The sequence below is a fragment of the Roseateles sp. genome, assembly GCF_036486225.1.
In the GTDB taxonomy this organism is placed as follows: domain Bacteria; phylum Pseudomonadota; class Gammaproteobacteria; order Burkholderiales; family Burkholderiaceae_C; genus Roseateles.
Genome location: NZ_DASVNZ010000017.1, coordinates 1 through 25,050, shown reverse-complemented (window position 1 = coordinate 25,050; position 25,050 = coordinate 1). Strand labels below are relative to the sequence as shown.

Below are 25,050 nucleotides of genomic sequence, written 5' to 3'. Positions count from 1 at the left end.
CGGGCTGCTGCCCGTGCTGGTGCTGATGATGACGAGCTTCACCCGCTTCGTGATCGTGCTGTCGCTGCTGCGCCAGGCGCTGGGCCTGCAGCAGGGTCTGCCGAACCGGCTGGTGACGGGCATCGCGCTGATCCTGACCATCCTGGTGATGAAGCCCATCGGCACGCAGGTCTACGAGCAGGCGATGCTGCCCTACGACAGCGACCAGGTCACGCTGATGCAGGCCTTGGCGATCGCGGAGAAGCCGATCTCGCGCTTCATGCTGGCGCAGACCGGCAAGAGCGCGCTGGCCCAGATCGCGCAGCTCGCCGGCGAGACCGGCGTGGCCAAGCCCGAGGACCACAGCTTCCCGGTCAAGCTCGCGGCCTTCACGCTGTCGGAGCTCAAGACCGCGTTCCAGATCGGCTGCATGCTCTTCATCCCCTTCCTGGTGATCGACCTGGTGGTGTCCTCGGTGCTGATGGCGATGGGGATGATGATGCTGTCGCCGCTGGTGATCTCGCTGCCGCTGAAGCTGCTGCTGTTCGTGCTGGTGGACGGCTGGACGCTGACGGTGAACACGCTGGTCTCGAGCGTGCGCGGGGTCGCGGGATGACGCCCGAGATCGCCGCCGACCTGATCGGCGAGAGCCTGCATCTGACGATGCTGCTGGTGCTGGTGCTGATCCTGCCGGGGCTGGTCACGGGCCTGGTGGTGGCGCTGTTCCAGGCCGCCACGCAGATCAACGAGCAGACGCTGGCCTTCCTGCCGCGGCTGCTGGTGACGCTGCTGGTGCTGGGGCTGGCGGGCCGCTGGATGGTGGGCCTGCTGATGGACTACTGCGTCTCGATCTTCGAGCGCGCCGCGCAGCTGGCTTCGTAGCCGACGCCGCAGCCCATCTCGACGCGGAGCATCCCCTTGGACATCGACTTCAGCCAGCTCACCGCCTGGCTCAGTGCGCTGTGGTGGCCCTTCTGCCGCATCCTGGCGATGCTGGTCGCCGCGCCGACGATGGGCGACGCCGGCATGCCGATGTCCGCGCGCGTGCTGCTGTCGCTGGTGCTGGCGGTGGTGATGATGCCGATCGCGCAGTCGACCGCGGTGGCGATCCCCGTGTTCTCGATGCAGGGCGTGCTGGCTGCCGCCGAGCAGGCCGTCCTCGGCCTGGCCATGGGGCTCACCTTCCACCTCGCGATCGCGGTGATCGGCGTGTTGGGGTTCCTGCTGTCGTCGCAGCTGGGCCTGGCCATGGCCGTGATGAACGACCCGATCAACGGCAGCTCGTCGGACGTCGTCGGCGCGCTGCTCAACATCCTGTGCGTGCTCGCCTTCTTCGGCATGGACGGCCACCTGCTGTTCACCGCGGTACTGGGCGAGAGCTTCCGCGCCTGGCCGCTGGGCGCCGGACTCTCGCTGCTGACACTGCAGAACCTGGCCTACAACCTCGCGTGGATGTTCTCCGCGGCGCTGCTGCTGGCGCTGCCCGTGGTGGCGGCGACGCTGGTCGTGCAGCTGGGCATGGGCTTCCTCAACCGCGTGGCGCCGGCGCTCAACCTGTTCTCGCTGGGCTACTCGCTGGTGACGCTCTTCGGGCTGTTCATGCTGACGCAGATGCTGGCCAACGTGCCGGCGCATTACCTGCGCATGACGCAGCAGCTGCTGCGCATGCTGGAACAAGGCATGCGCGGCGTGCCCGGTACCGGAGGGGCCCATGGCTGAATCCGACACCGCCGACAAGAGCGAGAAGGCCTCCGAGCAGAAGCTGCGCAAGGCGCGCGAGCAGGGCCAGGTCGCGCGCAGCAAGGACATCGGCGCGGCGATCGGGCTGCTGGTCGGACTGAAGCTGCTGATGATGATCGCGCCGTCCTACCTCGAGGACTTCGCGCGGCTGTTCCGGCTGGCGCTCGCGCCGCTGGACGGCAACGGCGCACTGCAAGGACTGGACGCGCTCTGGGGCGAGGCGGCGCACGAGTCGCTGTGGCTGCTCGCGAAGATGGTGATGCCGCTGCTGGCCTTGCCGGCGGCGGTGATCCTGGCGACGCAGCTCGGCGGCGGCCTCGTGTTCACGCCCTCGCAGTGGGCGCCGAAGTTCTCGAAGCTCAATCCGCTGAGCAACCTCGGCCGGCTCTTCAGCGCCAAGCATTACACCGAGCTCGCCGCCACGCTGATGAAGACCGGCGGCGTGCTCGCCGTGCTGTACTGGGTGACGACCGCCTACGCGGCGCAGTATGTGCAACTGCAGGCGCTGAGCCTGCCGGTGGCGCTGGCGCGCGCGGCCGCGCTGGTGATGGACGGGCTGCTGACGCTGGCGGCGGTACTCGCCTTCTATGCGCTCATCGACGTGCCCTTGCAGCGCCTGCTGTTCCTGCGCAACCAGCGCATGAGCAAGCAGGAGGTCAAGGACGAGTACAAGCAGAACGAGGGCCGGCCCGAGGTGCGCCAGCGCATCCGGCAGCTGCAGCAGCAACTGGCGCGGCGCAGCGTGCGCAAGGCCGTGCCCGAAGCCGACGTCGTCATCGTCAACCCGTCGCACTACGCGGTCGCGCTGCGCTACGACAGCACCAAGGCCGAGGCGCCCTACGTCGTCGCCAAGGGCGTCGACGAGATGGCGCTCTACATCCGCTCGCTCGCGCGGGAGCACCGCGTGCAGCTGCTGGAACTGCCGCCGCTGGCGCGCGCGCTCTACAACAGCGCGCAGGTGCAGCAGCAGATTCCCGCGTCGCTGTACCAGGCGGTCGCGCAGGTGCTCAGCTATGTGATGCAGCTGAAGGCCTTCCACGCGGGCCGTCGCCCGACCGAACCGAGCCTGGCGCCTGATCTGCCGGTGCCGCGCCACCTCTCCGATCCGGAGTCCGAATGAAGTCCTCCCCGCCCTCCTCCACCGCGTCGCCCGCCGGGATCGCCCGTTTCGGCCGCCTCGGCCAGCAGCTGCGCGACCTGCGCGTCGCGGCGCCGCTGTTCCTGCTGGCCATCCTGGCGATGGTGATCCTGCCGCTGCCGCCGGTGCTGCTGGACGTGCTGTTCACCTTCAACATCGTGCTGTCGCTGGTGGTGATCCTGGTCAGCGTGAACAGCCGACGGCCGCTGGACTTCTCGATCTTCCCGAGCGTGATCCTGGCGACGACGCTGATGCGGCTGTCGTTGAACGTCGCGTCCACGCGCGTGGTGCTGCTGCACGGACACGAGGGTACGCACGCCGCGGGCAAGGTGATCGAGGCCTTCGGCAACGTCGTCATCGGCGGCAACTTCATCGTCGGCCTGGTGGTGTTCGTGATCCTGATGGTGGTGAACTTCATCGTCGTCACCAAGGGCGCGGAGCGGATCTCGGAGGTGTCGGCGCGCTTCACGCTGGACGCGCTGCCCGGCAAGCAGATGGCAATCGACGCCGACCTCAATGCCGGCCTGGTCAACCAGGAGCAGGCGCAGAAGCGGCGCCAGGAAGTCGGCACCGAGGCGGACTTCTACGGCGCGATGGACGGCGCGAGCAAGTTCGTGCGCGGCGATGCGATCGCCTCCATCCTGATCCTGCTGATCAACCTGGTGGGCGGCGTGGCGATCGGTGCGCTGATGCACGGGCTGTCGCTCGGCGAGGCGATCCGCCAGTACGGCCTGCTGACGATCGGCGACGGCCTGGTCGCGCAGATTCCGGCGCTGCTGCTGTCGGCGGCTGCGGCGATCATCGTGACGCGGGTCAGCGACTCGGGCGAGTTCGAGCAGCAGGTCAGCGACCAGATGCTGGCCTCGCCGCAAGTGCTCTACAGCGCGGCGGGCGTCATGGGCGTGCTGGCGCTGATCCCGGGCATGCCGTGGCTGGCCTTCGGCGCGTTCGCGGTGGCGCTGGCGTATGCGGCGTGGCGCATGGGCGACCGGTCGCGCGACCGCATCCAGCCGGCCGCGCCGGTGGAGAGCGCGCTGGTCGCGGGCACGCCGCCGGAGATCGACTGGCGCGCACTGCCGGTGGTGGAGGCGGTGTCGGTGAGCCTGGGCTACAAGCTGGTCGGGCTGATCGATCCGGCGCAGGGCGCGCCGCTGCAGACGCGGGTGCGCGGCATGCGGCAGTCGCTGAGCGAATCGCTGGGCGTGCTGCTGCCGACGCTGTCGGTGCGGGACGATCTGTCGCTGAAGCCGAGCCAGTACGCGATCTCGCTCAGCGGCGCGGTGGTGGCGCAGGCGGAGGTCTACCCGGACCGGCTGATGGCGATCGCGTCGGGCCAGGTGTGGGGCGACGTGGACGGCGTTCCCGGCTTCGATCCGGCGTATGCGATGCCGGTCACCTGGATCGAGGCGGAGCACAAGGCGCACGCGCTCGGTCTGGGCTACCAGGTGGTGGACGTGGCCAGCGTGGTCGCGACGCATGTCTCGAAGGTGCTGCGCGAGCAGTTGCCGGAGCTGCTGAAGTTCGACGACATCGCGGCGCTGATGGAGCGGCTGAACGCGATCGCGCCCAAGCTGGGCGGCGCGCTGGACAAGGCGTACACGCATGCACAGCTGCTGAAGGTGATGCGGCTGCTGCTGGCCGAGGGCGTGGCGGTGAAGGACATCCAGAGCATCGCGTCCACGCTGGTGGAGAACGCGGAGGCGACCAAGGATCCGGTGCTGCTGGCGGCGGAGGTCCGCTGCGCGCTGAAGCGGCAGATCGTGTCGCAGCTGCAGGGGCCGCAGGGGGCCTTGAGCGCGCTGAAGGTGTTCAACCTCGGCAGCGATCTGGAGAACCACCTGCTGAACGCGCTGAATCAGGCGCGCGCCGGCGGCGCGAAGGTGCAGCTGGACAGCTACCCGGTGGATCCGCAGCTGCTGTCGCAGCTGCAGCAGCACATGCCGGGCGCGCGGGACCAGATGAAGTCGCTGGGCGCCCCGCCGGCGCTGCTGGTCATGCCGCAGGTACGGCCGCTGCTGGCGCGCTATGCCCGGCTCTTTGCGCCCGGGCTGGCCGTGCTCTCGTACAACGAGGTGCCGGATCAGAAGGAGATCGCGGTGGTGGGGACGCTGGGGTGACCTGCGGCGACGGCCGGATCCCCCCGCTCGCCCGCTACCATCGGCGCCATCGCCAGCACGACGCCAGCATCCACCTGCGAATCAATGAACGGACCTGACGATGCTCAAGCATTTCCGCGCACATCCCCTCCTCCTCGCCGGCCTGATGACGCTTGCCAGCGCTGCCCACGCCGCACCGCCACAAACGCGAGACCTCAAGCAGGAAGAGACCAACCGTGTGCTGGTCGTCGATTTCTACGACCGCTTCTTCAACAAGCACGACATTGCTTCGGCGCGCGTGGTGGCGGACAGCTACCGCCAGCACAACCCCGACGTGCCGGACGGCAAGGCGCCGTTCGTGTCGTACTTCAGCGGCTTCTTCAAGGAGCACCCGAAGTCGACCTCTCGCATCGTGCGCAGCGCCACGTCCGGGGATCTGGTGTACCTGCATGTCCACTTCAAGGTCGAGCCGGCGGACCGCGGTCAGGCCGTGGTCGACATCTTCCGCGTCGCGGACGGCAAGATCGTCGAGCACTGGGATGTGGTGCAGGACGTGCCCGAGAAGGCGGAGAACAAGAACACGATGTTCTGAGTCCGGGGCGAACGCGGTTCAGGCCTGGCTCAGTTCATTGAAGGTCGGCCTCCGACGCTGCGCGGCCCTCTGGGTGTGTCGCGATCTGGTCTCCCTCAACGGGCTTTCGCCCCTTGGAACCTCGAAAGGTTTTTTCCAACCACCGCCCGCGATGCACTCTGTTGCGCGCGGTAGCGGAGTTCCCGGCTTTTGCAGAAATACATTGGCAACAAACCAGCCAATGAGCCCGCATCCATGCAGAAGCAACGCCTCCTCCGCCGCCCGCTCCTGGGCATGAGCCCGATCGCCGCGGCGTTCTCGCTGTCGATCCTCACGGCCTGCGGGGGCGGATCGGGATCGAGCGAGGCCTCGCCACCGCCGGTGGCGACTGCTCCTCCAACGACAGGCGCGAGTTCGCCGACGACGCCAACTACGCCGTCCGCACCGGAGACGCCGACCACCACGCCGGTGCCCGCACCGGTGCCCGCGCCCGTGCCCCCTGTCGGCACCGACGATCCCCCGACGGTCGCCACCTTCACCGCGACCGACGCCGAACTCCCCAACCCCGAGCGCGGCTTCTACCGCTGGACCTGGGCCAACCTCGACACCTTCACCCGCGCCGATGCCGATGACGCCTACAAGGCCGGCTATCGACTGCTGTTCTCCAAGCTGGACCTGTCGGCCTATCGCGGTTCAGACCTGACCCCGGCGCTGCTCGCGCAGGTCGAGACGGCGTTCGACCACGCACGCTCCGCGGGCGTGAAGCTGGTGATCCGCGTCGTCTACAACTATCCCGAGTCCGAGGTCGACTACCAGAACGCCAAGGACGCGCCGCTGTCCCGCGTGCTCGCGCACATCACGCAGTTCAAGCCGGTGCTGCAGCGCAATGCCGATGTCATCGCGTTCATGCAGGCGGGATTCATCGGCGCGTGGGGGGAGTGGCACACCTCCTCCAACAACCTGACCGCGGCGGCCAGCCGCAACCGGATCCGCGATGCGCTGCTCGCCGCGCTGCCGGCGAGCCGCTTCATCCAGTTGCGGTATCCGCCGTATGTGATGGACGGCACGCCGACGCTGCCGACCTTGAGCGCGGTGCTGGCCGGCAGCCTGCGCGTCGGGGTGCACAACGACTGCTTCCTCGCCAGCAAGACGGACGTCGGCACCTACGACGACAACACGACCACCGCGGCCAAGCAGCGCGACTACGTCGACCGGCTGGGCGATCTCGCGCCCTTCGGCGGCGAGACCTGCAACCCGGCCGACGAAGCCGGCGCCGTGCCGCGCAGCCAGTGCGCGGACATCCTCGGCGAGGGCGCCCGCTACAACCTGACCTACCTCAACGACGAGTACTACCGCACCGCCTTCCACGACAAGTGGGTGCAAGGCGGCTGCATGGCCGAGGTGCGCCGGAAGATGGGCTATCGGCTGGCGCTGGTGAAGGTGTCGCACGCGGCGTCGGTGACCCGGGGTCAGTCCTTGACGCTGAAGCTGGATCTGCGCAACGACGGCTGGGCGCGGGTCTTCAATCCGCGCGGCGTGCAGCTGGTGCTGAAGAACGCCACGAGCGGCGAGGTGCGTCGAATCGATGCTTCGGGGGCGGATCCGCGCACGTGGCTGGCCAGCGGTGTCGAGCAGGCGGCGACGCTCGCCGCGGCGTTGCCGGCGGATCTGCCGGCCGGTCGTTATCAGGTCAGCGTGGCGTTGCCCGACGGCGATGCTCGTCTGGCCACCGACGCGCGCTTCGCGATCCGGTGGGCCAATGCGGATAACGCCGCGTCGGGACAGCGGTGGGACGCTACCTTGGGGGCCTTCTCGCTCGGCACGGTCGTCGAGGTGAAGTGACGGGATCCTGTTGACTGCCCAGGCCGCTGGCCCTCACCCCTGCCCTCTCCCGCAAGCGGGAGAGGGAGAAAGAGGAGCCAGTGCTGCGAGTAGAGCCGGTCGGGCTCCCTCTCCCGCTTGCGGGAGAGGGCGGGGGTGAGGGCGGGGGTGAGGGCCGGGGTAAGCGCCGAGAGGACGCCCGACGATCAGCGCGAGGCCATTGCCTCCGCTTGAAGACGACCGATGGCCGTGATGCGCTGAAGGCGCCGCAGGGCCTGATGCGCCGACGGCCCGTCGCAGTCGTCGTGTTCCAGCGTCGCGGCCAGGGCTTCGCGCAGTCGCGGGATGTCGTTGGCCGAGGCCGCCCGGCGGAACCAGACACTGAAACACAACGACGTCAACGAAGCGCGCTCGCGTTCATCGAGTGACGCAAAGTCGCGCTGCCATCGCGGCACGAACGGCTTGGCGGGCAGCCTGTCGAGCAGATCGTCGCTGGGCACGGGTTGCATGCCCGCGAACCGCGCCGCGAGTCGCGTCCCCCGCGGCGCCTCCCGCGGCGCCCCCCGAGGTGCCTCGAGATGCGGCTCCACGTCTGTCTGCAGCGCGACGGCGCACAGCATGCCCATCACGAGCGTCGCGTGATACGAGGTGCGCAGCACCACGTCTTCGTGCGAGAGCCCGCCGCCCGCGCGCTCCGCCCATCGCGCGTAGTCCGGCCCCGGCAGGAACGCATGCTCGTCCTGCACCTGCGTCAACAGCTCGAACGCGAAGACCGCCGCCGCACTCCACCGCTGATGCAGCATCGGCCAGGTCCACAGCAGCTCGGCCGCCAGATCGAAGTTGTCCGCGTCGAGCGCCGCGGCCAGACCCGCTTCCGCCTCGGCGAGGATGTCCTCGGCCGGCCGCGGCAGAGGCACCGTCCGCCGCCCCATGTCGGAGGCGTACATCACCACGTGCGTGAACATGTAGAGGTCCAGCGTCGAGCAGCCCAGCACGTCGAGCGGCCACCCGATGCAGGTGGCGACCAGCAGTTCCTCGTCGATCGGCTCGACCTCGACGCGACCGCGCCGGATCTGATCGAGCCAGGCGCATTCGAGCTGGTGATTCGGCAGACGCTCCGGACCGCAGGCGTCCTCGCCGTCGAGGATGTCGGCCAGCAGCCGATCGAAGGCCTCGTCCGGATACCCGGCATCGCCGAGGAACAGATGCGCCGACGCATGCTCCAGCGCGCGGCCCGCGTCGTTGCACAGGCGCTCCCGCACCCGCGCCCCGCGCGCCTGCGCCACGAGCTGCACCGCGAGCAAGCGGGCCTCGACGTCGAGCGTCTCGTCCTCCCCGCGCAAGGGCGCCGTCGTGCGCAGCAGCATCGCCGCCTCGCCGACGACCTTGCCCAGCACCAGCGCGGCCGGCCGTGGCGACGCCTCCGGGCCGCTCCTGGCGAGGCCCTCCTCCTCCGCGGCCACAGCGGCCTTCAAGGTTCTCCGGGCCAGGCGCACCGCGAGGTGCACGCGGCCGAGCAGGTCGTCCCGACGCCGGGTCGCGACCGACCGCCTGCCCCCCATCGGCCGGATCACGGGCCTCGACACGACCGCGCTCATGGCCTCACCCGCGCAGTTGCGGGCCGTCGCGCAGGATGTCGAGCTCCGGCCCCGGCCAGCCGCAGTTCCAGATGGCGTGGCGGTTGATGATGGTGACCAGCGGCTCGCCCTGCAGCAGGGCGCGCTCGCCGAACTTGGCGAAGGTCGCGCTCACCGCGTCGATGTTGATGGCCTTGCTCTCGACGAGCGCTTCGATGACCTGCTGCTGGAAGGCGGTTCTCGCTTCGGTTCTCATGGCTGACTCCTTGGTAATGCCGTGATGAGGCCGTCACATGGCCCCGGCGCATCGGGAACAAAGCGGACTGCTTTCCCTCGATCGCCTACCGGTTGTAGATGCCGCTCCTGCAGCCGACCACCCCTAGCTCTCCCCCCTCTGAAGTGGTCCCTCCAATGGGCGCCCGCGAATGAGCGCCCACCATCGGGGGATGGCTGCGCGAAGAACGATTAGGTGATTACCCGCAGTTGTACGACATCCCTCTTGAACCGTGATGTCCTGCTCGCTACCATCCGCTCACGCTGGTACCGGTACCAATCCAGGTGCGATGAAGGGTCCAGCGCTGTTGTAGCCACGGAGACAAGCCCCTCATGACCTCGCCCCAAGCCCTCAAAGAGACGATTTCCCACGGCCTGCTGTCGTTCCCGCTGACCGACTTCGACGCCCAGCTGAACTTCGCGCCCAAGCCCTACGCCGAGCGCCTCGAATGGCTGATGCCCTACGGCGCCACCGCCCTGTTCGCCGCCGGCGGCACCGGCGAGTTCTTCTCGCTCGAGCCCAAGGAATACAGCGACGTCATCCGCGTCGCCGTCGAGACCTGCAAGGGCCGCATGCCCATCATCGCGGGCGCCGGCGGCCCCACCCGCGTGGCCATCCAGTACGCGCAGGAAGCCGAACGCCTGGGCGCCCAGGGCATCCTGCTGCTGCCCCACTACCTGACCGAAGCGTCGCAGGACGGCCTGGTCGCCCACGTGCAGGCCGTGTGCCGCAGCGTCAGGTTCGGCGTCATCGTCTACAACCGCGGCGCCTGCCGCCTGACGCCCGAATCGCTGCTCAAGCTCGCCGACACCTGCCCCAACCTGATCGGCTTCAAGGACGGCTTCGGCGACATCGAATCCTTCGTCTCCATCCGCCAGACCCTGGGCGACCGCTTCAGCTACCTGGGCGGCCTGCCCACCGCCGAAGTCTTCGCCGGCGCCTACCGCGCCATGGGCTGCCCGGTGTATTCGTCGGCCGTCTTCAACTTCATCCCGAAGACCGCCATCGACTTCTACAACGCCCACGCCGCCGGCGACACGGCCACGACGGACCGCCTGATCAAGGAGTTCTTCCTGCCCTACATCGCCCTGCGCAACAAGGGCCACGGCTACGCGGTCTCCATCGTCAAGGCCGGCGCCACCCTCATCGGCCACACCGCCGGTCCGGTGCGCCCGCCGCTGTCCGACCTCAAGCCCGCCGAAGTCGACGAGCTGGGTGCGCTGATCTCCAGGCTGGGTCCGCAGTAAGGCCTCAGCGGCGCGCGCCGATCACGACGGCGCGCGTTCCCCCTTCTCTCGCCGCATCCCCGATGGCGACGAGCGAAGCGCAGTCCAAGACAGAGAGCAGTCAGTCATGTTCAAGAACCTCATCAACGGCGAGTGGGTCGACGGCCCCCGCGCTTCCCGCAACATCAACCCGAGCGACACGCGCGACGTGGTCGGCGAATACGCCCAGGCCGACGTGACGCAGACGCGTGCCGCCATCGCCGCCGCGCGCCACGCCTTCGGCAAGTGGAGCCTGGCCACGCCGCAGCAGCGCTTCGACGTGCTCGATGCCGCGGGCACCGAGATCCTCGCGCGACGTGCCGAACTCGGTGACCTCCTTGCCCGCGAGGAAGGCAAAACCCTGCCCGAAGCGATCGGCGAAGTCGCCCGCGCCGGCAACATCTTCAAGTTCTTCGCCGGCGAGGCGCTGCGCGTCGGCGGCGAGGTCGTGCCCTCCGTGCGCCCCGGCGTCGGCGTCGAGGTGACGCGCGAGCCCATCGGCGTCGTCGGCCTGATCACGCCGTGGAACTTCCCGATCGCGATCCCCGCGTGGAAGATCGCGCCCGCCCTCGCCTTCGGCAACAGCGTGGTGCTCAAGCCGGCCGACCTGGTGCCGGGCTCGGCCTGGGCCCTCGCCGACATCCTCAAGCGCGCGGGCCTGCCCGACGGCGTCTTCAACCTCGTCATGGGCCGCGGCTCCGAGGTCGGCGCCGAGCTGCTGGAGAACGCCGGCGTCGACGCCATCAGCTTCACCGGCAGCGTGGCCACCGGCCAGCGCGTCGCGGCGGCCTGCGTCGCGCGCGGGGCCAAGTTCCAGCTGGAGATGGGCGGCAAGAACCCGTTCGTGGTGCTGGACGACGCGGACCTGGACGTCGCCGTCGCGGCCGCGATCAACAGCGGCTTCTTCTCGACCGGCCAGCGCTGCACGGCGTCCTCGCGCCTGATCGTGACCGAAGGCATCCATGACCGTTTCGTCGCCGCGATGGTCGAACGCATGAAGACGCTGAAGGTCGACGACGCCCGCAAGGCCGGCACGGACATCGGCCCGGTCGTCGACGAGCGCCAACTCGCGCAGGACCTGGAATACATCGCCATCGCCAAGGCCGAGGGCGCGACGCTCGCCGCCGGCGGCGAGGCCGTGGCCAGCAGCAGCGCGGGCGCGCCCGGCTTCTACCTGACGCCGGCGCTCTTCACCGAGACCGCGCCGGCCATGCGCATCAACCGCGAAGAGATCTTCGGACCGGTCGTGAGCGTGATCAGGGCCAAGAACTACGACGAGGCGCTGCACCTGGCCAACGACACGCCGTTCGGCCTGGCCACCGGCATCGCGACGACCTCGCTGAAGCACGCGACGCATTTCAAGCGCCACGCGCAGGCCGGCATGGTGATGGTCAACCTGCCGACGGCGGGCGTCGACTATCACGTGCCCTTCGGCGGTCGCAAGTCGTCGAGCTACGGTCCGCGCGAACAGGGCCGCTACGCCGCCGAGTTCTACACGACGGTGAAGACGGCTTACACGCAGGCTTGAGTGAGGCAGGCCTGAACACCCAGGCCCGCGGACACCGCTGATCCCGAGCCCGACCCCGGGCCATTCCGACAGGCAAGCCGGCGCAGACCGGCCCTCGATACGATTCCGGAGACAACATGCAGTTATCCCTCTCCTCCTCGGCCGCGACCGGCATCGGCCGCGCGCGCTTCGGCGTGCTGGCGATGATCTTCGCCGTCACGGTCCTGAACTACGCGGACCGCGCCACCGTCGGCGTCGCCGGCCCCGTCCTGTCCAAGGAACTGGGCATCGACTCGATCCAGATGGGCTTCATCTTCTCGGCCTTCAGCTGGTCCTACGTGCTGGGCCAGCTGCCCGGCGGCTGGCTGCTCGACAGGTTCGGCGCCAAGCAGGTCTACGCCTGGAGCATCCTGCTCTGGTCGCTGTTCACCATGCTGCAGGGCAGCGTGCACCACATGGGCATGGACGCGATGCTCTTCGGCCTGCCGCTGGCGGTGGCCTCGCTGTTCCTGATGCGCCTGATGGTCGGCCTGGCCGAAGCCCCCTCCTTCCCCGCCAACGGCCGCATGGTCGCCGCCTGGTTCCCGGTGAAGGAACGCGGCACGGCGTCGGCGATCTTCAACTCCGCGCAGTACTTCGCCACCGTGCTGTTCGCGCCCATCATGGCGTGGATCGTGCACGCGATCGGCTGGTCCGAGGTCTTCTACTTCATGGGCGCCCTGGGCATCGTGATGAGCGTGGTGTGGATGCGCACCATGTACAACAGCCCGGCCGAGCACCCGACCCTCTCCGCCGCGGAGCGCGAGCACATCGAATCCGGCGGCGCACTGCTGTCCGGCGACGGCAAGGCGAAGGAAGCCTCGGGGCCCAAGCTCGGCTACCTCAAGCAGCTGCTGGGCAACCGCATGCTGATGGGCGTCTACATCGCACAGTACTGCGTGAACGTGCTCACCTATTTCTTCCTGACCTGGTTCCCGATCTACCTGGTCAAGGAACGCGGCATGTCGCTGCTCAACGCCGGCATCGTCGCGGCGCTGCCCGCGATCTGCGGCTTCGCCGGCGGCGTGCTGGGCGGCGTGATCTCGGACTGGCTGCTGCGCCGCGGCCACTCGCTGACCTTCGCCCGCAAGGTGCCGATCGTGGTCGGCATGCTGCTGTCGACCTCCATGATCGCGTGCAACTACGTAGGCATCGAAGCCGTCGTCGTCGGCATCATGGCGCTGGCCTTCTTCGGCAAGGGCCTGGGTGCGCTGGGCTGGGCGGTGGTGTCGGACACCTCGCCCAAGGAGATCGCCGGCCTGTCGGGCGCGCTGTTCAACACCTTCGGCAATGTCGCCGGCATCGTGACGCCGATCGTGATCGGCTACATCGTGCAGACGACGAAGTCCTTCAACGGCGCGCTGGTGTTCGTCGGCGCGCACGCCCTGATCGCGGTGGCGAGCTACCTGCTCATCGTCGGCGAGATCAAGCGCGTCGAGTTGAAGCCCGTTTGAACGCCTGAGCGCGAGGGCGCCACGGACGGCGCCCTCGCCCGACCCCGATTCCATTCCCGATTCCCCCAGGTTGAACCGACCCAGGACACGACCATGATCACCTCCCCGCTGACCATCCAGATGCACGAGGCCGACAACGTCGCCATCGTCGCCAACGACGGCGGACTGCCCGAAGGCACGGTGCTGCCCTCCGGGCTGGTGCTGCGCAACCAGGTGCCGCAGGGGCACAAGGTCGCGCTGGTCGACCTGCCGGCCGACACGGCGGTGCTGCGCTACAACGTCCCGATCGGCTACGCGCTGCAGGACATCCCGGCCGGCAGCTGGGTGCACGAGCGCCTGCTGCGCATGCCGCCGGCACGCGAGCTCGAGGGCCTGCCCATGGCCACGGTGAAGGCGCCCGCGCTGGAGCCGCTGGAGGGCTACACCTTCCAGGGCTACCGCAACGCGGACGGCTCGGTGGGCACGCGCAACATCCTGGCGATCACGCAGACGGTGCAATGCGTGGCGGGGGTAGTCGAATTCGCGGTGGACCGCATCAAGCGCGAGCTGCTGCCGAAGTACCCGAACGTCGACGACGTGGTCGGCCTCGCGCACACCTACGGCTGCGGCGTCGCGATCGACGCGCCGGACGCGGTGATCCCGATCCGCACGGTGCGCAACATCAGCCTCAACCCGAACTTCGGCGGCGAGGTGTTGGTCGTCAGCCTGGGCTGCGAGAAGCTGCAGCCCGAGCGGCTGATGCCGCCGGGCGTGATCCCGATCGCGGACCAGCGCGGGGAGTCTGTCGCGCCGGAAGCGCTCGACGTCGTCTGCCTGCAGGACGCGAAGCACGTCGGTTTCATGTCGATGATCGATTCGGTGATGACGCAGGCGGCCTTCCACCTGGAGCGTCTGAACAAGCGCCGTCGCGAGACGGTGCCGGCGTCGGAGCTGGTGGTCGGCGTGCAGTGCGGCGGCAGCGACGCGTTCTCGGGCGTGACCGCGAACCCGACGGTGGGCTACTGCGCCGACCTGCTGGTGCGCGCGGGCGCGACGGTGATGTTCAGCGAGAACACCGAGGTGCGCGACGGCATCGCGCAGCTGACCTCGCGCGCGAGCTCTCCCGAGGTGGCCGAGGCGATGGTGCGCGAGATGGCCTGGTACGACGCCTACCTGGAGCGCGGCAGCGTCGACCGCAGCGCCAACACGACGCCGGGCAACAAGAAGGGCGGGCTGTCCAACATCGTCGAGAAGGCGATGGGTTCGATCGTGAAGAGCGGCAGCTCGGCGATCTCGGGCGTGCTGTCGCCGGGCAACAAGCTGGCGCGCGAGCAGCGCGGTCTCATCTACGCGGCGACGCCGGCCAGCGACTTCATCTGCGGCACGCTGCAGCTGGCCGCGGGCATGAACCTGCACGTCTTCACGACGGGCCGCGGCACGCCCTACGGCCTGGCGGAATGCCCGGTGATCAAGGTGGCGACGCGCAGCGACCTGGCGCGCCGCTGGTTCGACCTGATGGACATCAACGCCGGCCAGATCGCCGACGGCGAGAAGTCCATCCAGGAGATGGGCTGGGAGATGTTCCGCCTGATGCTGGACGTGGCTTCGGGCCGCAAGACCTGGGCGGAACAGCACAAGCTGGCGAACGCGCTGGTGCTGTTCAATCCGGCGCCGGTGACCTGAAACTCAGGGCGCGGTCGTCGTCTGCCTGAACGACGCCGCCAGGATCCCGGCGACCTGGTCGAGCAGCGTCTCGTTGCCGTCTTCCAGCAGCGCATGGAACGGCGTGCAGCCCAGCGAGCCGATCGCCTGGTGCTCACCCAGGGAGCGATCCTGGTACGGCGTGAACGGCCGTACCGTCAGGTCCACCATCGTGCCCAGCATCCGCTGCACGTTGCCGCGGTGGTCGCGCTGCACGATCCGGCCGCGCGACAGCACGTTGCGGTAGCCGGAGCCGTTGCTGCGCAGGCGGAAGCGCTGCTCGTAGGTGTCGGTGAAGCCGTCGAAGTGCGCACGCAGGGTGAGCATCATCGGATCGAGGTCCTCGGGATGCACGCGGCAGCGCCAGAACGCGGTGCTGTCGGGCCGGTCCGGATGCGGAAAGCCCAGATGCTCCTTCCAGCGCGGCGAGTAATGCACCAGCTCCAGCGGCGGGTTCAAGTCCCAGACGCCGAAGGCGCCCTGCTCCACCGCAGTCCGCCAGTTCCTGACTTCGTCATGACGGATCCCCATGGAGAGGTATCTTGCGCGCCGCCCCGGAGGCGGTCAACGTGCGTTCCCCCTCAAGGCGGGTAAAGCAGCCAGGACGCCACACCGCCCCACGAGCAGGCTTGACAGAGTCCCGCCGGCTATCCGAGCGCGGTCACCAGTTCAGCCGCCGCGGTCAGCAAGGTCGTGTCCGAACGCATCGGGGGCGACGGATCCACGGGCACCCACAAGGGCTGCTTGCGCCAGCCCAGGCGCCGCAGGCGGAAACCGGCCCGCACCAATGCGGCGACCACCCGCGGCAATTCGCCCCGGAGCGCCGTCAGCACCGGATCGTGCTCGGCCAGGACCGTGAGCGACAGCGCCGCGCGCGTGCCCTGGAGCTGCAGACCGACCGCCTCGCCGCGCCAGCGCATCAGCAGGCTCAGCGCGGGCTCCTCGCCGGGCCCGGCGGCGGCGGGCGCGTGCAGCGCATCGTCATGGCGGGCCAGCGCGCCACTCCCGGATGGCAACCCGTATGGCAACCCGGATGGCAGCCCGGGCGCTTCGCCCGACTCCCGCCCCTCGCGGCGGACCCAATACGGCAGCGGCAGCAGCCACAGCGGCTCGCCGCCCGGCCCGACCGGCACCTGGCCGTGCGCCAGCGCCAGGGTCCAGGCCGATACCAGCCCGGCCGGCGTGCGCACCGGCGGCGCCTCGACGATCGCCGTCAACAACTGCCGACGCCATTGCGCGAGGTCCACCCGCAAGGCGGACAGCTGACCCCAGGCGCTCGGCATCGCCCCCTCGCCGCGCCCTCCGGCGGCGGAGGTCGCCCCGACATGGGAGGGATCCCGGCGGCGCTCGACCACTTCGAGCTCCATCCGCGGCACCACCGCGCGCACGCGCAGCAGCACCTGGTCGCCCGGCAGCAGGTCGTCCAGCGGCGGCTCGATCAGGCTCATGATCTCGCCGCTGTCGAGGGACTCCAACCGCCAGCCGCCCGCGCCACCGCCGCGGTCGCCGCCGCCCGACAGGCGCAGCACCGCGCCGGGCATCAGCCCCGCGAAATCGCGCAGCGCCGGCTGGAGCCGCCCGGCTGCGGCGATGCCGCTCACAGCGCCGATCGCGCCGGCATTCGATGTCGATCCCGCCATGTGCCTGCGCCTCGTCAGCCCTGTCCGCCGCGCGGCGGTGCCGTTGAAAAAGGAAAGGGCCGGACGTCGCCGTCCAGCCCTCGCGTCGATGTCGTCGGGCGCGCCGCGCGGCGCGCCCCGCGGTCATCAGCCCAGCAGCGACATGACCAGGCCGGACATGCTGTTGCTCTGCTTGAGCATCGCCGTGCCCGACTGCATCAGCATCTGCTTGGTCGTCATCGTCGACGATTCGGCGGCGTAGTCCGTGTCCATGATCCGGCCCTTGGCGGCGGCCGTGTTGGTGCTCATGTTCTGCAGGTTGTTGTAGACGTGGTCGAGGCGGTTGGCCGCGGCGCCGAAGGCGGCGCGCAGTTCGCCGACGTCATCGATCGCATCGCTCAGGTCGGTCAGCAGCGTGTTCGCACCGGCCGTCAACTCCGTGCCGGCAGCCGCCTGGCTCGCATAGTTCGCCGCCACGCCGAGCAGCCCGCCCGCCAGGGTGGTCAGTTGTCCAGAGACATCCACCGTCATCGTTTCGCCTTCGGAGGCGCCGATCTGGAAGGACATCGCGGCGGACATCTTGCCGCCCGCGCCGGTCGTCAGCGTGCCGTCCGAGAACAGCTGCGTACCGCCGAAGCTGGTGTTCTTGACGATGTTGCCGAGTTCGGTCGCCAGCGCGTCGTATTCGCCCTGCATCGCGGTCTTGTCGGTCGCGGTCGACGAGGCCGAGAAGGCTTCCGTCGCCAGGTCCTTCATGCGCAGCAGGATGTTGCTGACTTCGTTCAGCGCGCCTTCGCCGGTCTGCAGCATCGAGATGCCGTTCTGCGTGTTGCGCTGGGCCACGGCCATGCCGCGGGTCTGGGAATCCAGACGGGTGGCGATCTGCAGGCCGGCAGCATCGTCCATCGCGGAATTGACGCGGTAGCCGGTGCCCAGACGGGTCATCGACGTGGCCAGGCTCTTCTGCGTCGAGCTCAGCGAGTTCTGGGTCGACAGGGCCGAAGCATTGGTGTGCAGGCTCAACATGGTGTTCGCTCCTTGAGAGTGTGGGCAAGCGCCGGGGCGCTTCGTTGATCGAAGGGCTTGAGCTGCCCTCCCACTCACAGGACGACCAGGGGGTCCGAGGACTTAAATGCGGGGGTGAAAAAACTTCGGGAGGCCTGGCGCGGGCACTCCACGGTGCAGGGGGCATCCCTCCGGGAACCCCCCGCGCCATTCCGGCCCCACACGCACCCGCTGACCTCGGGCCTTGGGAGTGCGGTTGGCGGTCAGTGGGCGTCGTACATGTAGCGGCGCGTCAGCGGCACCGGGGCCGGGCCACCATCCCGCTTGCTCGCCAGGATCTGGTACAGGCCCAGCTCGCCGGTCTCGAACTCCAGCGCCGAGGCCGCCATGTACAGCCGCCAGATCCGGTAATGCGCTTCGTCCACGTACTGGAGCGCCTGGTCGTGGCCCTCCTCCAGCTTCGCCACCCAGGCGCGCAACGTCTTCGCGTAATGCATGCGCAGGGCCTCGACATCGTGCAGCTCGAACTGCTCCTGCTCCATCACCCGCATCACGTTGCTCGCCCGGTCCAGCTCGCCGTCCGGGAACACGTAGCGGTTGATGAACTTGGACGACAGCGCCTGCCCCCATCCCTCCTCCTCATGGGTGATGCCATGGTTGAGGAACAACCCCGCCGGCTTGAGCAGCCGGTTGACGCTGGCGAAATAGGTGGGCAGGTTCTTCAGGCCGACATGCTCGAACATGCCCACGCTCGAGATCTTGTCGAACTGGCCCGTCATGTCGCGGTAATCGCACAGGCGGACCTCCACCTGACCCTGCAACCCGGCCGCGGCGATGCGCTCCCGCGCCAGCGCCAGCTGGCGCTCCGACAGCGTGATGCCGGTGGCCTTCACGCCGTAGTGACGCGCCGCATGCATCACCAGGGCGCCCCAGCCGCAGCCGATGTCCAGCAGTTCCTCGCCCGGCTGCAGCCGCAGCTTGCGGCAGATGTGATCCAGCTTGGACCACTGGGCCTGGGCCAGCGTCGTGTCTTCGGTCTCGTAGTAGGCGCAGGAATAGACCATCGCCGGGTCCAGCCACAACGCATAGAAGTCGTTGGACAGGTCGTAATGGAAGGCGATGGCGGCCTTGTTCTCGGCGCGCGTGTGGCGGCGCACGCCGCCGGCGCGCAGCTCCGCGTCGGTCGCCGGGGGGATGGGCGCCAGCAGCCGCACGGCCAGGCGCAGGCGGTCGCTCCAGGACAGCGTCAGTTCCGGCAGGTGGTCCTTGAGTTGCAAGGCGGCGAAGAAGTCCCCCTCGACGTCGATCTGGCCGGTGAAGTAAGCCTCGGCGAAACGCAGCGGATCGCGCCCGAGCAGCAGGCGCCGCAGCGCCGTGGGGTCGTTCAGCACCAGCGTGAACTCGGCCGGCTGGTGCGCCTGCCGGCCCAGCCGCGTCGACCAGTGCCCGAGCCGCAGCCCCATGCTGCCCGGATAGGCGGAGAACAGACGCTGCAGCAGCGTGAGTCCGGCGGGGGGCAGCGGCGGCGCGCCGGCGGCCTCGGGGATCACCTCGGCCGCGCGGGGAGCGGCACTCGACGTGGGCGACAACAGTTCCTGATCCATGGATTCCTCGTCCGGAAGGCTACGAAAGAATGTTGGTCGGAAGCGCCCCAGGGTCAGTTCTTGTCGGCCCGGGTGCTGGCGGCCTGAAAGTCCTTGCGGGATGTTAGCCATTGCCCCACGCCCCGCCCGGACTGGGGACATTGCCGCCCCCGAGGGGGCGTTGCGCCCTCGCACAAGCTCGCCCGAAGGAGTCATCACAAGGGCGCCGCGCGAGGCCACAATCAGCCCCGATATCCCATCCCCAATCGCCCGAAGAGAAACCGTCCCGCCTCCTCGACGACCAGGAGCGCGCCAGGACCCCAAAGCCAAGGAGTCAGCCATGCCCCATGCATTCGCCAACACCGTCGCCAGCTTCAAGACCGCGTCCGGCAAGAGCGGCAAGTACTACTCGCTGCCCGAGCTGGCCAAGCGCTTCCCCAACGTGAACCAGCTGCCGGTCTCGATCCGGCTGGTGCTGGAGTCGGTGCTGCGCAACTGCGACGGCAAGCGCGTGACCGCGGAGCATGTCGAGCAGCTCGCCAACTGGCAGCCCAACGCGCCCCGCAACGAGGAGATCCCCTTCGTCGTCGCCCGCGTGGTGCTGCAGGACTTCACCGGCGTGCCGCTGCTGGCCGACCTGGCCGCGATGCGCAACGTCGCCAAGGCCCAGGGCAAGGACCCCAAGACGATCGAGCCGCTGGTGCCGGTCGACCTGGTCGTCGACCACTCGATCATGATCGACCACTTCGGCAGCCCCAAGGCGCTGGACCTGAACATGAAGCTCGAGTTCGAGCGCAACCGCGAACGCTACGAGTTCATGAAGTGGGGCATGCAGGCCTTCGACACCTTCGGCGTCGTCCCGCCCGGCTTCGGCATCGTCCACCAGGTCAACCTCGAGTACCTGGCCCGCGGCGTGCACAAGACCGGCAGCGGCGCCGGGACCGTGTACTACCCGGACACGCTGGTCGGCACCGACAGCCACACGACGATGATCAACGGCGTGGGCGTGGTGGGCTGGGGCGTCGGCGGCATCGAGGCCGAGGCCGGCATGCTCGGCCAGCCGGTCTACTTCCTGACGCCGGACGTGGTCGGCTTCGAGCTGAGCGGCCGCCTGCGCGAAGGCGTCACCGCCACCGACCTGGTGCTGACCGTCACCGAGATCCTGCGCAAGGCCAAGGTGGTCGGCAAGTTCGTCGAGTTCTTCGGCGAGGGCACGGCCTCGCTGTCCGTGCCGGACCGCGCCACCATCGGCAACATGGCGCCCGAGTACGGCGCGACGATGGGCTTCTTCCCCGTCGACGAGCGCACCATCGACTACTTCAAGGGCACCGGCCGCACGACCGACGAGATCGAGGCCTTCGAGAGCTACTTCCGCGCGCAGGGCCTGTTCGGCGTCCCCAAGGCGGGTGACATCCGCTTCAGCCAGGTGGTCTCGCTGGACCTGGGCACGGTCGTGCCCTCGCTGGCCGGCCCCAAGCGCCCGCAGGACCGCATCGTCATCACCGACCTGGCGAAGACCTTCGCGTCGCTGTATTCCAAGCCGATCGCGGAGAACGGCTTCAACCAGCCGGTCGAGAAGCTGCCGAAGTCCTTCCCGCTCGGCGGGTCGCAGAAGGGCCTGGAGATCTTCAACGGCGACGTGCTGATCGCCGCGATCACCTCCTGCACCAACACCTCCAACCCGAGCGTGATGCTCGCCGCCGGCCTGCTGGCCAAGAAGGCCGTCGAGGCCGGACTGACGGTCCAGCCGCACATCAAGACCTCGCTGGCGCCGGGCTCGCGCATCGTCACCGAGTACCTGCAGAACGCCGGCCTGCTGCCGTATCTGGAGAAGCTGGGCTTCTCCGTCGCCGCCTACGGCTGCACGACCTGCATCGGCAATGCCGGCGACCTGACGCCCGAGATCAACGAGGCCATCACCGGCAACGACCTGATCTGCGCCGCGGTGCTGTCGGGCAACCGCAACTTCGAAGCGCGCATCCATCCCAACATCAAGGCCAACTTCCTGGCCAGCCCGCCGCTGGTGGTGGCCTATGCCATCGCCGGCAACATGACGCGCGACCTGATGACCGACCCGGTCGGCCTGGGCACGGGCGGCAAGCCGGTGTACCTGGGCGACATCTGGCCGACCAGCGACGAGATCCACGCGCTGCTCAAGCTCGCGCTCAACCCCGACGCCTTCCGCGCCAACTACGGCAAGGTCAAGGCCGAGCCCGGCAAGCTGTGGGAGAAGATCAAGGGCGGTACCGGCCAGGTCTACGGCTGGCCCAAGAGCACCTACATCGCGCAGCCGCCCTTCTTCGACCGCTTCACCCAGATCCCCGAAGCGCAGGAAGCCGGCGTCAAGGGCGCGCGCATCATGGCGCTGTTCGGCGACTCGATCACCACCGACCACATCTCCCCGGCCGGCGCCATCAAGGAGGTCTCGCCCGCCGGCGCCTACCTCAAGGACAAGGGCGTGCTCAAGGCCGACTTCAACAGCTACGGCTCGCGCCGCGGCAACCATGAAGTCATGATGCGCGGCACCTTCGCCAACGTCCGGATCAAGAACCTCATGATTCCGGCCAAGCCCGACGGCGCGCGTGAGGAAGGCGGCCTGACGCTGTTCCAGCCGGGCGGCGAGAAGATGTTCATCTACGATGCCGCGATGCGCTACATCGCCGCCGGCACCCCGACGGTGATCTTCGCCGGCGAGGAGTACGGCACCGGCTCCAGCCGCGACTGGGCGGCCAAGGGCACGCAGCTGCTGGGCATCGGCGCGGTCGTGGCCAAGAGCTTCGAGCGCATCCACCGCTCCAACCTGGTCGGCATGGGCGTGCTGCCGCTGCAGTTCCGTCCGGGCGACTCCTGGGAATCGCTGGGCCTGAAGGGCGACGAGGTCATCGACATCGAACTCGGCAGCGAGATCAAGCCGCAGTCCGAAGCGACGCTGGTGATCCGCGCGGCAGACGGTGGCGTGCCGGAGCGCCGCGTGCCGCTGATCCTGCGCATCGACACCCCGATCGAGGTCGAGTACTACCGCCACGGCGGCATCCTGCCCTACGTGCTGCGCCAGCTGCTGGCTGCGTGATCGGGGTCCTGCGCGCGGGTTGATCCGCCACTGCGGATCCGCCGCTGAAGAAAACGTCGGAGCCGCGGTCGACAGTGTCGAAAGCGGACCTCGCAGAACGTCATGAGGGTGAGACGAGCCCTTCGTCGATTCGTTGAATCGCCGATGGCTTGTCCACCCTCTTCCATTTTCAGGACTGCATCAGGAGATCGACATGCGATTCATGGTCATCGTCAAGGCGGACAAGCACAGCGAAGCGGGCGAGATGCCCAGCACCGAACTGCTTGCCGCGATGGGCGCCTACAACGAGGAACTGGTCAAGGCCGGCGTGATGCTGGCCGGAGAGGGCCTGCATCCGACGAGCAAGGGCGCGCGGGTGCGTTTCTCCGGCAAGGACCGCAAGGTCATCGACGGTCCTTTCGCCGAGACGAAGGAGCTGATCGCCGGCTACTGGATCTGGCAGTGCGCGTCGTTGGAAGAGGCGATCGAGTGGGTCAAGAAGTGCCCCAACCCGCAGACCACCGAGTCCGACATCGAGATCCGCCGGATCTTCGAAGCCGAGGACTTCGGCGAGGCGTTCACGCCCGAACTGCGTGAGCAGGAAGAGCGCCTGCGCTCGCAGATCGAGAAGCAGTAAGCGACGAGGCAGAAAGCAGCAAAGCAAAAGCCCCACCCCGCACGCCACGCCCCCAAGATGGAGGACGTCAGCGGCTGCGAGTGGGGCCGGAATGCTGCTGGGGGTTCCCGGAGGGATGCCCCCTGCTGCGTGGAGAGCCCGCGCTTGGCCGCGCGGGGTTGGGCGGTCTCCCGACCCGCCCACTTCTCCTTCAGCGCAAGATCACTTCGTCGCCGGCGGCGTCGTCGTGGTGGCGGGCTTCTTCGCCGCCGGCTTGGCGGCCGCCTTCGGCGCTGCCTTCGCGGGCGTCGCCGCCTGATCGACTTCCTTGGACGCCGCAGTCGAGCCGCCCGACACGCCCAGTCGGCCGCCGGCGCCCAGGCCGCCCTTGACCTGCTGCGCCTTGTAGTTGCGCAGCGCCTTCACCATCTGGTTGTACGAATCCGCGAAGGCCGTGACCACGACCTTGCCAGCCGGCGTCTTGCCGTACGCACCACCGGCGATCGCGGCGTTGCCGAAGAAGCTGGCGCCGCCGAAGCCGAAGTCGAAGTTCTTGGCCGTGCCTTCCGCGGCCGAGATCTGCACGCCGGAGCGGTTGTCGACCAGCAGCAGCGTGGTGGACGCCTCGTTCTGGCTGACGTTGGCCGCCACCGCGGTCAGCAGGCCGATCGCGCCGGTCCCGATGCCGCCGCCGCCGCCGCCGGTCTTGCCGGAGAACTGGATCTCGGGGCTCATCGTGTAGTCGGCGGCGACCATCTGGCCCTGGCCGAAGTTGCTGCCGGCACGCGTTTCGCCGGACTGCATCAGCGCGCGTTCACGCTCCATGTTGGCGAAAGCCTTGCCGCGTTCGACGATCACGAAGCAGTTGGACTGCTGCACCATCAGGCGCAGCACCGGCACGGTCGATCCCAGCTGGCGCTCGCGCAGCTGCGACCACCACGGGGCGTTGTTGTCCTCGAAGATCGTCAGCGTGCCCAGCGTCTCGTCGCAATGCTCGAGCTTGCTGTTCTGGTTCTCGGCGGTCGCGCCGCCGGCGGCGCCGGAGACGGTGCCCTTGTTCTCGCCCATCGTCGGCGCGGTGGCCAGGCAGCCGGCCAGCAGCAGCGGCGACAGCATCAGGGCGGACTTCAGCACGAGGCTGGACGAAGCAACGAGGCGGGAAGTGGCAAGCATGGAATCCTCCAGGTTTTCTAAGGACGTCTCCGACGACGTCTCACAACGAGCAACAACAAAGACGCGGCAAGGACGCGGGCGACGGGCTCCGGCCGGACCCGACCGGACGGAGCGCGGGGAACTCAGGGTCGATCAGCGCAAGATCAATCAGCGCGGAGTCAATCGAGGGGCGTGGCCGGCGCGACGCCGTAATACCCGCCGACCGGCTGGCCGTGCGGATTGCCGATCCAGATGCTGGTGCCGAACACGTCGCTGCACCCGCCCCAGGCGATCTCGAACGCACGCGCCTCTTCGTTGCGGGTCTGTGCGTAGACGGACACGGTGCTGTCCGACGGACCGATCGTGTAGCAGACCCGCGCCCACACCGGACGCGGCGAGGACGAGACCACCGAGGCCGCGCCTTCGGCGTTGCCGTCGGAGGCCTTGGCCACCCACTTGGTGCCGCGGGTCGGCCCCGGGTTGTAGCTGAACACGTACGGCACCTGGGCGACCGCCGCGAGCGACGCGGCGAGCAGTCCGGCAACCATCAGGCCTCTGGCCATCATTCGTTTTCCCCTTGCCTGTGTACCGAAATCAAACGATTTCAAAGGAATGTCGCGGATTGTTAGACGTCGCTTTTGAAAAAGCGAGGCCCCCATCGTGGTGGATTGCCCGGAACCGGGACGGGGGAACCCGCATCGACGGCCATCGTCGACGCCCCTGTTCCACAGGCCGCACGTTCCGGCGTTGTCGGACACCGGACGGCAAGACCCGTCCCCCGCATCGCGAGGATTGGCGCGGGCTGCGGCGAAACGGCGCGAAGGCCGATGCCATCGGGGCGGCGCGTCCGGGGCGGGGTGGCGGCAGGCGGTCGGCGCCGCCGTC

21 protein-coding genes are annotated in these 25,050 nt (G+C 68.8%); 13 read left to right on the top strand and 8 right to left on the bottom strand.

Translation table 11 applies throughout. From position 1 onward, the window contains the following. The 7 genes from VF536_RS01680 to VF536_RS01650 form a co-directional block, all read left to right on the top strand. Positions 1-595: flagellar type III secretion system pore protein FliP (locus VF536_RS01680; RefSeq protein WP_331613049.1), on the top strand; the 595-nt coding region annotated here is incomplete at its 5' end. After that, positions 592-861 carry a flagellar biosynthesis protein FliQ gene (gene fliQ / locus VF536_RS01675; protein WP_331613048.1) on the top strand — a complete coding sequence of 90 codons (270 nt, stop codon included), beginning with the start codon at positions 592-594 and terminating at the stop codon, positions 859-861. The genes VF536_RS01680 and fliQ, both read left to right, overlap by 4 nt. Before the next feature lie 36 nt (positions 862-897). After that, entirely contained in the window at positions 898-1,698 is an 801-nt protein-coding gene (locus tag VF536_RS01670; RefSeq protein ID WP_331613047.1) for a flagellar biosynthetic protein FliR, read from the top strand. After that, positions 1,691-2,839 (top strand): flagellar type III secretion system protein FlhB, encoded by a 1,149-nt coding sequence (locus tag VF536_RS01665; RefSeq protein WP_331613046.1) that lies wholly within the window; start codon positions 1,691-1,693, stop codon positions 2,837-2,839. Before VF536_RS01670 ends, VF536_RS01665 begins: the two co-directional genes overlap by 8 nt. Continuing rightward, positions 2,836-4,974, top strand: a complete 2,139-nt coding sequence (locus VF536_RS01660) for a flagellar biosynthesis protein FlhA (RefSeq protein ID WP_331613045.1) — start codon at positions 2,836-2,838, stop codon at positions 4,972-4,974. The genes VF536_RS01665 and VF536_RS01660 overlap by 4 nt, the downstream gene beginning before the upstream one ends. Positions 4,975-5,074: 100 nt before the next feature. After that, positions 5,075-5,545 carry a nuclear transport factor 2 family protein gene (locus VF536_RS01655; RefSeq protein ID WP_331613044.1) on the top strand — a complete coding sequence of 157 codons (471 nt, stop codon included), beginning with the start codon at positions 5,075-5,077 and terminating at the stop codon, positions 5,543-5,545. 234 nt (positions 5,546-5,779) lie between these two features. Beyond that, a complete protein-coding gene (locus tag VF536_RS01650) occupies positions 5,780-7,366 on the top strand; it encodes a DUF4832 domain-containing protein (RefSeq protein WP_331613043.1) in 1,587 nt (528 codons plus the stop codon). A 185-nt stretch (positions 7,367-7,551) separates the two neighbouring features. On the opposite strand, the gene VF536_RS01645 is transcribed toward VF536_RS01650, so the two are convergent. Together VF536_RS01645 and VF536_RS01640 are read right to left on the bottom strand one after the other, a co-directional pair. After that, positions 7,552-8,943 carry a DUF6895 family protein gene (locus VF536_RS01645; RefSeq protein WP_331613042.1) on the bottom strand — a complete coding sequence of 464 codons (1,392 nt, stop codon included), beginning with the start codon at positions 8,941-8,943 and terminating at the stop codon, positions 7,552-7,554. Positions 8,944-8,947: 4 nt separating this feature from the next. Then, positions 8,948-9,178: a hypothetical protein gene (locus tag VF536_RS01640; protein WP_331613041.1), complete on the bottom strand. Its 231-nt coding sequence runs from the start codon at positions 9,176-9,178 to the stop codon at positions 8,948-8,950. A gap of 350 nt (positions 9,179-9,528) precedes the next feature. Between VF536_RS01640 and kdgD the strand changes: the two genes are divergently transcribed. The 4 genes from kdgD to garD all read left to right on the top strand — a co-directional run bounded on the left by kdgD (position 9,529) and on the right by garD (position 15,123). Continuing rightward, complete coding sequence (gene kdgD / locus VF536_RS01635; RefSeq protein WP_331613040.1) at positions 9,529-10,443, top strand: 5-dehydro-4-deoxyglucarate dehydratase; 915 nt, start codon at positions 9,529-9,531, stop codon at positions 10,441-10,443. Positions 10,444-10,549: 106 nt separating this feature from the next. After that, positions 10,550-11,989 (top strand): aldehyde dehydrogenase family protein, encoded by a 1,440-nt coding sequence (locus VF536_RS01630; protein WP_331613039.1) that lies wholly within the window; start codon positions 10,550-10,552, stop codon positions 11,987-11,989. A 116-nt stretch (positions 11,990-12,105) separates the two neighbouring features. After that, positions 12,106-13,461 carry an MFS transporter gene (locus VF536_RS01625; protein WP_331613038.1) on the top strand — a complete coding sequence of 452 codons (1,356 nt, stop codon included), beginning with the start codon at positions 12,106-12,108 and terminating at the stop codon, positions 13,459-13,461. A 93-nt stretch (positions 13,462-13,554) separates the two neighbouring features. After that, positions 13,555-15,123 (top strand): galactarate dehydratase, encoded by a 1,569-nt coding sequence (garD, locus tag VF536_RS01620; protein WP_331613037.1) that lies wholly within the window; start codon positions 13,555-13,557, stop codon positions 15,121-15,123. Between the two features lie 3 nt (positions 15,124-15,126). On the opposite strand, the gene VF536_RS01615 is transcribed toward garD, so the two are convergent. From VF536_RS01615 to VF536_RS01600, 4 genes are all read right to left on the bottom strand, one after another. Further along, complete coding sequence (locus tag VF536_RS01615) at positions 15,127-15,672, bottom strand: PAS domain-containing protein (RefSeq protein ID WP_331613036.1); 546 nt, start codon at positions 15,670-15,672, stop codon at positions 15,127-15,129. A gap of 116 nt (positions 15,673-15,788) precedes the next feature. Next, entirely contained in the window at positions 15,789-16,781 is a 993-nt protein-coding gene (locus VF536_RS01610) for a hypothetical protein (protein WP_331613035.1), read from the bottom strand. Positions 16,782-16,907: 126 nt separating this feature from the next. Beyond that, the gene (locus tag VF536_RS01605; protein WP_331613034.1) at positions 16,908-17,786 is read right to left on the bottom strand and encodes a flagellin; all 879 of its coding nucleotides are present in this window, start codon (positions 17,784-17,786) and stop codon (positions 16,908-16,910) included. Between the two features lie 242 nt (positions 17,787-18,028). Then, entirely contained in the window at positions 18,029-19,369 is a 1,341-nt protein-coding gene (locus VF536_RS01600) for a class I SAM-dependent methyltransferase (protein WP_331613033.1), read from the bottom strand. A 319-nt stretch (positions 19,370-19,688) separates the two neighbouring features. Between VF536_RS01600 and acnA the strand changes: the two genes are divergently transcribed. Both acnA and VF536_RS01590 read left to right on the top strand, forming a co-directional pair. Further along, complete coding sequence (gene acnA / locus VF536_RS01595; protein ID WP_331613032.1) at positions 19,689-22,418, top strand: aconitate hydratase AcnA; 2,730 nt, start codon at positions 19,689-19,691, stop codon at positions 22,416-22,418. 193 nt (positions 22,419-22,611) lie between these two features. Next, positions 22,612-23,034 (top strand): YciI family protein, encoded by a 423-nt coding sequence (locus tag VF536_RS01590; protein ID WP_331613031.1) that lies wholly within the window; start codon positions 22,612-22,614, stop codon positions 23,032-23,034. Between the two features lie 201 nt (positions 23,035-23,235). Here VF536_RS01590 and VF536_RS01585 read toward each other — a convergent pair whose 3' ends face one another. Both VF536_RS01585 and VF536_RS01580 read right to left on the bottom strand, forming a co-directional pair. Beyond that, complete coding sequence (locus VF536_RS01585; RefSeq protein ID WP_331613030.1) at positions 23,236-24,186, bottom strand: CsgG/HfaB family protein; 951 nt, start codon at positions 24,184-24,186, stop codon at positions 23,236-23,238. Between the two features lie 158 nt (positions 24,187-24,344). Continuing rightward, positions 24,345-24,731 carry a hypothetical protein gene (locus VF536_RS01580; RefSeq protein ID WP_331613029.1) on the bottom strand — a complete coding sequence of 129 codons (387 nt, stop codon included), beginning with the start codon at positions 24,729-24,731 and terminating at the stop codon, positions 24,345-24,347. Positions 24,732-25,050: the final 319 nt, after the last annotated feature.